The 10868-nt window shown below is 55.9% G+C and carries 7 protein-coding genes; 5 read left to right on the plus strand and 2 right to left on the minus strand.

All coding sequences use genetic code 11. From position 1 onward, the window contains the following. Window positions 1-10 precede the first annotated feature (10 nt). Genes kdpC through ACA047_RS17670 form a run of 3 tightly spaced genes read left to right on the plus strand, consistent with a single transcriptional unit; the run spans window position 11 to window position 3995 of the window. The gene (kdpC, locus tag ACA047_RS17660; protein ID WP_497351442.1) at window positions 11-583 is read left to right on the plus strand and encodes a potassium-transporting ATPase subunit KdpC; all 573 of its coding nucleotides are present in this window, start codon (window positions 11-13) and stop codon (window positions 581-583) included. 26 nt (window positions 584-609) lie between these two features. Then, window positions 610-3309 carry a two-component system sensor histidine kinase KdpD gene (kdpD, locus tag ACA047_RS17665; protein WP_497351444.1) on the plus strand — a complete coding sequence of 900 codons (2700 nt, stop codon included), beginning with the start codon at window positions 610-612 and terminating at the stop codon, window positions 3307-3309. Continuing rightward, complete coding sequence (locus ACA047_RS17670; RefSeq protein ID WP_497351446.1) at window positions 3306-3995, plus strand: response regulator; 690 nt, start codon at window positions 3306-3308, stop codon at window positions 3993-3995. The genes kdpD and ACA047_RS17670 overlap by 4 nt, the downstream gene beginning before the upstream one ends. A gap of 52 nt (window positions 3996-4047) precedes the next feature. Here ACA047_RS17670 and rimI read toward each other — a convergent pair whose 3' ends face one another. Beyond that, window positions 4048-5193 carry a ribosomal protein S18-alanine N-acetyltransferase gene (gene rimI, locus ACA047_RS17675; protein ID WP_497351448.1) on the minus strand — a complete coding sequence of 382 codons (1146 nt, stop codon included), beginning with the start codon at window positions 5191-5193 and terminating at the stop codon, window positions 4048-4050. Window positions 5194-5285: 92 nt separating this feature from the next. Between rimI and ACA047_RS17680 the strand changes: the two genes are divergently transcribed. Both ACA047_RS17680 and ACA047_RS17685 read left to right on the plus strand, forming a co-directional pair. Next, a complete protein-coding gene (locus tag ACA047_RS17680; RefSeq protein WP_497351450.1) occupies window positions 5286-6872 on the plus strand; it encodes a RimK family ATP-grasp domain-containing protein in 1587 nt (528 codons plus the stop codon). A 66-nt stretch (window positions 6873-6938) separates the two neighbouring features. After that, window positions 6939-7889: a magnesium transporter CorA family protein gene (locus ACA047_RS17685; protein WP_497351452.1), complete on the plus strand. Its 951-nt coding sequence runs from the start codon at window positions 6939-6941 to the stop codon at window positions 7887-7889. A gap of 84 nt (window positions 7890-7973) precedes the next feature. Here ACA047_RS17685 and ACA047_RS17690 read toward each other — a convergent pair whose 3' ends face one another. Next, window positions 7974-9863 (minus strand): potassium transporter Kup, encoded by a 1890-nt coding sequence (locus tag ACA047_RS17690; protein WP_497351454.1) that lies wholly within the window; start codon window positions 9861-9863, stop codon window positions 7974-7976. Window positions 9864-10868: the final 1005 nt, after the last annotated feature.

Consider the following 10868-nt stretch of genomic DNA (forward strand, 5'->3'; position numbering starts at 1 on the left):
GAGCACTGTCATGGCTTCTCTGCTGCGTCCGGCGTTGACCCTGCTGATTGCGCTGTCGTTGATCACCGGCCTGGCCTATCCACTGCTCACGACGGGGATTGCCAGATTGGTATTCCCCTCTCAAGCGGCGGGCAGTCTGATCGAAAGAGACGGCAAAACCGTGGGTTCATCGTTGATCGGTCAGGGCTTCAGCGATCCCCGGCATTTCTGGAGTCGCCCGTCTGCCACCAGCCCCATGCCCTACAACGCGTCGGCATCATCGGGGTCAAACCAGGGGCCGCTGAATCCCGCATTGGCGGACGCGATCAAGGGTCGCATCGATGCTTTGCGTGTTGCTGACCCAGGTAACACCGCGACCATCCCCGCCGAACTGGTCTACAGTTCGGCCAGCGGCCTCGATCCGCATATCAGCATCACCGCAGCCCTGTATCAGGCGAGTCGCATCTCGCGGATGCGCAACCTGCCCATCGAGAGCGTCCGCGAGCTGATCGCCGAGCACGCTGATGGCACGCTGATGGGCTTTCTCGGCGAGCCTCGGGTCAACGTTCTGGAACTGAACCTGGCACTCGACGCCGCCCATTGAGCGCCAACTCACACACGGTGAACCTGATGGCCGAACAACGTCCAGACCCGGACCAGCTCCTGGCCCAGATTCGCGAAGAAGAAGCGCAAGCCAACCGCGGTCGGCTGAAGATTTTTTTCGGCGCCAGCGCCGGTGTCGGCAAGACCTACGCGATGCTGGCGGCCGCCCAAACGGCAAAACAACAGCACATCGATGTACTGATCGGCGTCATCGAAACCCATGGCCGCGCTGAAACCCAGGCGCTGACCAAGGGCCTGGACGTGCTGCCCCTCAAACAGGTCATCGACAAGAACCGCACGCTGACCGAGTTCGATCTGGACGCCGCCCAGTTGCGCAAACCGCAGCTGATCCTGATCGACGAACTGGCCCACTCCAACATCATCGGTTCCCGCCATCCAAAACGCTGGCAGGACGTAGAAGAGCTGCTCAGCGCCGGTATCGACGTCTGGTCCACCATGAATGTTCAGCACCTGGAAAGCCTGAATGACATCGTCGGCGGCATTACCGGCATCCGGGTCTGGGAGACCGTGCCCGACCATGTGTTCGACACGGCGGATGAAGTGGTGATTGTTGACTTGCCGCCGGACGACCTGCTGCAACGCCTCAAGGAAGGCAAAGTCTATCTGGCCCATCAGGCCGAACGTGCGGTGCAGAACTTCTTCCGCAAAGGCAACCTAATCGCTTTGCGCGAATTGGCGTTGCGCCGCACCGCCGACCGTGTCGACAGCGAGATGCTGCAATACCGCATCAGCAGTGCCGTCAAACCCGTCTGGGGCACCCGCGACTCGCTGCTCGCCTGCATCGGCCCGCATGAAAAAGGCGAAAAAACCGTACGTTCGACAGCTCGTCTGGCTGCTCAGCTCAACGTGCCCTGGCATGCCGTGTATGTCGAGACCCCCGCCTTGCAGCGTCTGCCCGACACGAAGCGCCGTCGCGTTCTGGCGACCCTGAAGCTGGCCCAGGACATGGGGGCGCAGATCTCGACCCTGGCCGGTCAGGACATCGCCGAAACGCTGGTCAAGTACGCACGGCAGCACAATCTCTCCAAAGTTGTTCTGGGCCGCGACGAACACCCTCGTCGTCGTTTCTGGCGGCGGGTACTCGCGGATCGAATTGGTGCTCAGGGCGCTGACCTGGACGTGATTCAAGTCTCTCTTCCGACCGACCAGCGAACACAAACCGAACCCAGTGCCACGAAGACCGAGACTCCGGTGATGTGGCGCTCCTATATTTGGAGCGCGGCACTCTGCGCGGTGACGACCCTTGCGGCGTTGCCTCTGGCTCAGGTGCTGGAACAGGCCAATATCGTCATGCTGTTCCTGCTGGCCGTCGTCGCCGTCGCCGTCCGCTTTGGTCGCGGTCCAGCGATTCTGGCAGCCTTTTTGTCGGTGGCCGCCTTTGACTTCTTTTTTGTGGCGCCGCGTTTTTCGTTCGCCTTCGCCGATATCCAGTACCTGGTGACCTTCAGCGTCATGCTCGTGGTTGCTCTGGTGATCGGACAAATGACCGCCGGCCTGACCTACCAGGCACGTGTGGCGCAACGGCGCGAAGACCGCATGCGGGCGCTGTACGACATGTCGCGCCTGTTGTCGGCCGCGCTGATGACCGAGCAGGTCGCCGAAATTGGTTCACGTTTTCTGTCCGCCGAGTTTAGTGCAAGGTCGGCACTGCTAGTGGCAGACGATAACAATAAGCTGCAAGCCCCGATGGTGACGGGAGATGCCCCCCAGGTCGACTTTGCCATTGCACAGTGGTCCTTCGATAAAGTCGAGCCGGCCGGCTACGGCACCGACACCCTACCCTCCAGTTCAACGCTCTACCTGCCCTTGTCGGCGCCCATGCGGGTGCGCGGAGTGTTGGCCGTGCAACCGCGCGACACCACCCGGCTGGTGGTGCCGGAGCAGCGACGCCTGCTCGACACCTGTGCGTCATTGCTGGCCATCTCGCTCGAACGGATTCACTACATCCACGTGGCTCAGGACACGACGGTTCAAATGGAGTCCGAACGGTTGCGCAACTCGCTGCTGTCGGCCATTTCCCACGACCTGCGAACCCCGCTGTCGGTCATGGTCGGGCTGGCCGAAGCGCTCAAGCTGACCAAGCCGCCCCTGACTGGCGAAGCCGCCGAGATTGCCACGGCGGTGGGTGAATCAGCGCTGCGCATGAATACGCTGGTCAATAACCTGCTGGACATGGCGCGCCTCGAATCCGGCAAAGTGGTGTTGAATCGGCAGTGGCAACCCATCGAGGACGTGGTGGGCAGTGCCCTGCGAGCCATCCAGCCGATCCTGGGCGGGCGTTCGGTGCAGGTCGCTCTGGACGATGATTTACCTCCCGTACGTATCGACGCGATGCTGATCGAACGCGTCCTCATCAACCTGATCGAGAACGCCGTCAAGTACACGCCCCAAGGCACCACCATCGGCTTGGGGGCCAGGGCTACGCCTGACAACATCGAGTTGTGGGTCGCCGACGAAGGACCGGGGTTACCGCACGGTCACGAAGAGGCGATCTTCAGCAAATTCATGCGCGGCATTAAGGAAAGCTCGATACCCGGCGTCGGGCTGGGCCTTGCTATCTGTCGAGCCATCGCACAGCCTCATGGAGGAACCATTTTGGGTGTCACACGCCCAGAGGGCGGTGCGCGCTTCACGTTGCGTCTACCCCGTGAGGAGCCGCCAGTCATTGAACCCTTTGCTGAACAAACAGGCGAGGAGCAACCATGACCGAATCGGTGCTACACGTCCTGATCATTGAAGATGAGAAAGAAATACGACGTTTCGTGCGAATGGCCCTACAAGCTGAAGGCCTGGAGGTGCATGAAGCCGATACCTTTCACCGAGGCCTTATCGATGCAGGAACACGCCATCCCGACCTGATCGTGCTCGACCTCGGACTGCCCGACGGTGACGGTATTGACCTTATTCGGAATGTTCGGGGTTGGTCAGAGGTGCCAATCATTGTGTTGTCTGCCCGTGGTGCGGAGTCGGACAAAATCCTAGCCCTGGACACTGGCGCAGATGACTATCTGGTGAAACCGTTTGGCACCGGAGAACTGCTGGCTCGCGTCCGCGCAATGCTACGCAGACACGTAAAAGATACCGAGAACCATGCTGTTCTGGCCTTTGGCGAGGTCCGGATTGATATGGAGCGCCGTGTCGTGGAACGCTCCGGCGCCCCTCTGCATTTGACACCGCTGGAGTACCGCCTGCTGGTCCATCTTTGCTCACACCCGAACCGGGTCCTGACGCATCAGCAACTGCTCAAGGCTGTGTGGGGGCCTTCGCACACCACCGATACGCCTTACCTTCGAGTATTCATGGGCGGCCTGCGTAAAAAAGTCGAAACAGACCCTTCCCAGCCGCGACACCTCATCACCGAAACGGGTGTTGGGTATCGCTTCATTCCTTGAGCATAGATTTACGGAGGTAAAAATCTTTAAAGTCACGGCATACGAGGTTCCATTAACACAAAGCTTCTGTGCTGGAGGCAATTGGCACTCCGCTGCTGGACTGCTCGCGTGCGTAAAGCGTCACGGAGGCGCGCAGCTTATTGCCGCCGAAAGCACACATCTTATCGAACGCCTTGTGACTGACGGGAAGATGCTGGCAGTCGAGTGCCTGACGGTGCTGACTGTTATCTATGTCCGGGTCATGTAGGTAGACGAAGTCTTCATCGTAGTCAGTGACAATGACCCAGTGCGGGGCTTTCGAGCGAGTCAGACGGTAGCTGCTGATCAGCACCAAGGGTTGACCGCCGGCCTTCAGCGTGAGAGCCAGATCCAGCTGGTTGCTGCTGACCTGCTCCACATCACTCTGCTGAAGTTCCGTGCAGAACTCTTCGTGTACCAAGCGAATAACCTCCTTTTTATGTTCGTCGCGCACGCCGTCGAGAAATAGCGGACCTGCAATACTCACTTGCAGGCGTACTCGAAACCCTCGGCGCCAGGCCGCCAGCGCCAACCCTTGGGGACTGCAACCGCCGTGCCCCGAAGTCATGAACACCGTCGTGGCTTCACGCCAAATTTGCAGTTCGTCCCTACGCTCGATTAAACGATCGGGTTGCAATGCCCTCATGGCCATCAAGAGGCAAGCCGGGCCGCAGGTAAATTCAGTGGTCTGTTGGTAATAGGGCACTTGGAATTCACGGCTTTCCCGATGTTGCAGAATGCGCTTCTCCAAACGCAGCGCATGCACATGGTCTTCGTAGTAGTTGTGGACCACAGCGAAGCGTCGGTATCCATTGCGCTCATAAAGACTGATAGCCACGGGATTATCCGGTCGGACTTCCAGTCGCAGGTAGGCGCAGTCGTGTGCGCGAGCACAATCTTCCGCCTGATCCAACAGCTGTTTTCCAAGGCCGAGGCCACGACTGTGGGTGGCGATGGCGATTGAGTACAGACGCGCCAGGGAGGTGCCACGGTGAAACAGGACCAGGCAGTAGCCCATCAGTTGGCTCCCAGCTTGCGCAACGATCAGGCTGGCATGGGCTCGGCTGATCATCCACTGAAAACTACGCGGAGTCAGCCGATCACAGGTAAAGCACTGATTTTCCAGTTCCAGCAGAGACTTAAGATCATCTTGTGTAGCGTTGCGAAATACCAGGTTCATATAGCCGCCGTAAAAGTTGCGTAACGAAACGAGACTTTCTTAAAAGATCGTGCTTAATAGATAAGGACTTGTTCTCCAACGGACCTTCTCATATGTCAGCAGTACAGGGTGATTTGCGTGAAGTATCAGAGCAAAATCGGCTAGCGGCAATATCCAACCTTACTTATTTACCGGGTGCACCTAGAAGGTCTAGCCAGGTAGTTATTATTGTTGAACGCAAAGAAGACTGGGCCTCTTATTTCCCCTCAGAGGATGTTATGAGTGCACAGGAGTATCTAGAGCAACCCCTTGAAAGCGAAGCTGGCAAGCGTGTTCAGGTTATTAATCTGTGTCGGAGCTACAAGTACTTAGGACACGGGTATTACTGTTCATTACTGGCGGAAGCACGCGGCCATAAAGTTATTCCGTCTGTGCGAACCATCAGCGAGCTTACCCGAAAGTCACTGTATGGCCTGGCACTGGATGATCTGGACAAGGCTCTCGACAAAGCACTGAACAACCACCTTTATAGTAATACCGAAGGATTCACGCTCACTCTATACTTCGGTAAAACCAACCTTGAACCCTTGCAAGAACTGGCGCGGCAAATTTTCGAAATATTCCCTTGTCCGATCCTCTTGGTAGAGTTCCGTAAAAGCAATACTTGGCGCATCGAGGGAATAAAGTCTGGCGTCTTGCAAAAGTTACGCGAAGACCAAGAGGATCAATTTGCCAACTCGTTGGACAGTTTCAGCCGCAAGATATGGCGAATGCCACGTTCACCACGCGTGGCCCGCTACGACCTGGCCATTTTGCATGACCCGCAAGAAGCGCCGCCGCCTTCCAATGCCAAGGCACTCGATAATTTTATCCGGGTCGGCAAAAGCTTGGGTATTGATGTCGATCTGATCGAAAAGAAAGACTATTCACGAATCGCCGAGTATGACGCCCTGCTGATTCGCGAAACCACCAGCGTGGATAATCATACCTACCGCTTCGCCAAGAAGGCGGAAAGCGAAGGTCTGGTGGTGATGGACGATCCCACTTCAATCCTGCGCTGTACCAACAAGGTGTACCTGACTGATCTACTCAAAAGCCATCAATTGGGTATGCCCGCCACCGAGATTCTCTACAAGGAACGACCGGAAGACTTCGAGCGAGTCGGTGAGCGCCTCGGCTTTCCATTAGTGCTGAAGATTCCCGATGGTTGTTTTTCCCGTGGCGTGATCAAGGTCGAAAGCCAACAAGCACTGCTGGAAGCCACCGCTGAGCTATTCGAACACTCGGTGCTGTTGCTAGCTCAGGAGTTCTTTTACACCGAGTACGACTGGCGCATCGGCGTGCTCAACCGCAAGCCGATTTTCGCCTGCCAGTACTTCATGTCCAAAGGTCACTGGCAGATCTACAATCACAAAGCCAAGGGCCAGGACATTAATGGGGAATGCCGGACTTTGGCGGTCCACGAGGCCCCGCGAGCGGTGGTCGAACTCGCGGTGAAGACCGCCAACCTCATTGGTGATGGTTTGTACGGCGTCGACCTGAAGCAGTCCGGCGATAAGGTGGTGGTGATCGAGGTCAACGACAACCCGAACATGGACGCCGGCATCGAAGACGCTTACTTGCAGGACGATTTGTATTCACTGGTGCTGGAAGAATTCGTCCGGCGCCTGGAACTCAAACGTCGCGGCCAGGCGTGGTGAATGCTTGATCCGACACGCATCCTGCAAGACACTGACTTCTTCAGTCGATAACGCCAGAGGTCAGATGTGATCAAGAGTTTTCAACTCGCCAATGGGGCGCTGGTATCGGTTGAACACCTCAATGCCGACGTGATGTTGTTCAGCAATCCCGATATCGCAGAACGGGATCTACTGCGCAGCGATTTCAAACTGGACGATCACGCGTTGGCTTCGGCACTGGATCCTGACGAAGTCTCACGCATCGAATTCCACCCGGATAATCTGTTCTTGATCTGGAAGCGTCCGGAAAGTTACTCGGGCGGAGAAAGCCTGGCCTTCGAGGTCTCGTCGTTCGGCTTACTGTTCTCTAAAACACGCTTGCTGGTCATCGCGACCGACGATTCCCAGTTGAGCGGACTGGGGGAGCGGCACCCCTTGCACACACCGCTGGATGTGCTGCTGGACATGCTGTTCAACAACCTGCACCACTACTTGGGCCACCTCAAGGTGATCAAGATGGTGGCTCGTGAGTTGCAGAAGAAGTTCAACTCCTCGATGGAAAATCGACATCTGATCCAGATGTTTAATCTCAGCGAAAGCCTGATCTATTACATCAACGCGATTCATAGCAATGGCGCTGTCCTGACACGGCTGCGCAACCATGCAGAAAAAGAGCACTTCAGCGTCGAGGCGATCGCGCTTATCGACGATCTGATCATCGAGAACACCCAGTGCAACAAACAGGCGGAAATCTACTCCCGGGTGTTTGCCGGCTTGATCGATGCACGCGGCAATTTGATGAACAACACCATGAACAACCTGCTACGCAAACTGACGCTGATCAATGTGGTCTTCCTGCCTCTCAACCTGATCGCCAGCATTGGTGGCATGTCCGAGTTCAGCATGATGACCTCAGCCGTCCCCTGGTGGGTTGCCTATCCGCTTTTTCTCACGGGAATGCTGGTTGCCGGGGGCCTTATGGTCATCGCGCTCAAGCGTCTGACGCGTGGCTCATCCAGCATGAATGGCCCGCATTGAACTCTTGGGGTGCTGCACAGGCAGTGCGGCAGCTTCGACCTTCTCGCGCCGCCCCATGAGCCCCCCTGGATACTCGATGACTCTTTACATCTCAACCTGTGTGCCCAGCTCTATCACTCGATTCAATGGCAACTTGAAGTACTTCAGGTTGCTATTGGCGTTCTTGAGCAAAAACGCGAAAAGACTTTCTCGCCAACGAGCCATCCCAATGCGCTTAGTCGGGATCACCGTCTCTCGGCTGAGGAAATAGGTCGTGCGCATCGGACTGAAATCCAGCTCAGCCAAGTGACAGAGACTCAAGGCCAAGGGGACGTCGGGCTCCTCGATAAAACCAAAGTGCAGACTGACCCGGAAGAAGCCTTCACCATAAGCTTCAACCTCAAACCGTCGGTCAGCACTCACGCGAGGGCTGTCTTCAGACACCACGGTGAGCAATACCACTTGCTCATGCAAAACCTGATTATGCAGCAGGTTGTGCAGCAGCGCATGAGGAACAGCATCGGCCCTGGCCGTAAGAAACACCGCCGTACCTTGCACCCGATGGGGAGGCTGAGTACGGATGCTAGCTATGAACAGTGGTAGCGGAAGCGCGGTTTCATCCAACCGCTCAACAACAATCTTCCTACCCCGCTTCCAGGTCGTCATCAAAATGAACAAACCAATGCCGGCAATCACCGGGAACGCACCGCCCTGAAAAATCTTCGGCGCATTGGCCGCGAAATACAGACCGTCTACCAGCAAAAATCCGAGTAGCATCGGGATGGCCAACCAGCGCGGCGTTTTCCATAGAAGCAGGACGACAGCCGAGGACAATATTGTTGTGATCAGCATGGTTCCCGTCACAGCGACGCCATAAGCTGCAGCCAAAGCACTGGACGACTCGAAACCAATCACCAGCAGCACGACACCAACCATCAATGCCCAGTTCACCGTGCCGATGTAGATCTGCCCCTGCTCCTGGCTGGAGGTGTGCTGGATAAACATGCGGGGGACGTAACCCAGCTGGATAGCTTGGTGAGTCAGGGAGAAAGCACCGGAGATCACGGCTTGAGAAGCGATGATGGTGGCCAGTGTGGAGAGCGCAACCATCGGTAACAGTGCCCATTCAGGCGCGAGCAGATAGAACGGATTGCGCACAGCCTCCGGGTTCTCCAGGATCAAGGCACCCTGGCCAAAATAATTGAGTACCAGCCCTGGCAACACCAAAATGAACCATGCACGAGAAATCGGTTTGCGACCAAAGTGGCCCATATCGGCATACAGCGCTTCCGCCCCGGTCAATGCCAACACTACAGCGCCCAAGATGGCCACACCCATACCCGGATGAACCACGAAAAACTGCACCGCCCAAGCAGGATTGAGTGCTTGCAGCACTTCGGGGCGCTGCAAAATACCGTAAATCCCAAGCGCACCTAACACCACAAACCACAGCACCATGACCGGACCAAACAGGATGCCGATTCGAGCCGTGCCATGTTTCTGTATCAAGAACAGTGCCACCAACACAATCACTGACAACGGCACAACCCAGTGCTCGATTCCGTCAAACGCTAGCTGAAGTCCTTCAACCGCAGAAAGCACCGAAATAGCCGGGGTGATCATACTGTCCCCGTAAAAAAGCGCCGCACCGAACAAGCCGAGCAGTACCAGTACCTTGCTCATGTGCGGATAAGGTGCTGCCGCGCGACGGGCTAACGCCGTCAACGCCATAATGCCGCCTTCGCCCTGATTGTTGGCACGCAGGATGAACAGAACGTATTTGATCGAGACCACCCAGATCAGTGACCAAAAGATCAACGACAGAATGCCTAGCACCCCGTCGTGATTTACCTGAACTCCGTAGTGGCCGGAAAATACTTCTTTCAGCGTGTAGAGGGGGCTGGTGCCAATGTCCCCGTAAACCACTCCGACAGCGGCGACGAGCAAGCCCACTTCTGACGTTTTGGATTGGGAATCTGCATGTGCACTGGTCACTGTTTCACTGAAGGGTCGCTTCTCTCAAATTGCGGGGAGGAAGTGCATGCCATCCTTGGGCAATACGATTTGCCAGGGCCATTGGAAACGCAAGGCACATGGACGATCTAAAATCGCGGCCAGTATCGTTGCGAGTAGAAACACCTACCGTAAAGAAAGCGTAAAAATTTTACGGCAGATACGACCCTTACCCATTCGAACAGTTAGGCACAAGACTAGGTCTGACGCAGAGGACCTCGTTGCTCATGTCGAGGGAAATCAACGTCACACCCATTTCGCTCGGCTGTATTCTTTACGTACTGACACATGACGCCATTCTTCGATCTGGGTTAACGCCTGGGTAAGACTTGCCCTCTCTGTAGCCTGAGATTCCCCGCCATTTACAAGCACCTGTAAAAATGCCAGGAATTTTCTCTACTAAGTAGCTTCCTAGGTAGGAGCGCTTCGGCTCGTTACTCCCGATTACCTATATTGGGTCTCGACTGCAGCCCTTCGCGACAGGCAGCTATCGGCCGAGGCTGTGTAAAAACGTTTTTCAGCGCGATTGGAGCCCAGTGTTGGACTGAAAATCGCGCTTCTACGCAAAATCCAGATCGGCTGAGCAGCCGATAGTTTTCAGATTTCGCATAGATGCGCAAACTTCAATTATGACGAAGCGTTTTTACACACTCTGGACCAAAAACAGTCAATCAAATTGCTCAGCCATCAGACGGCATTATCAAAACCGGCCCCTGTTGGGAAATTTATAAAGGCGTCTCAACGTTCATAGGCAACATGCCGTCTTTTGGTCGCAACTTCCCAATCGGATCCTGACACACATTTAAATGATACTAGCGTCAACATTCCCACTGTGGTGGCGTCCAGTTCCAATAAATGCTTGGGTGACACAATTCTAAAGTTGTCGATAGATGCCATGTTTTTGCCATAGGTGGGCCTCACCGCCATCGAAGAACAGTTGTCCGTCGGGCGGTTGAGTGCGGATGCAGGGGTAATTCATCTCCATCG

It is taken from the genome of Pseudomonas sp. LBUM1664, from assembly GCF_059695895.1.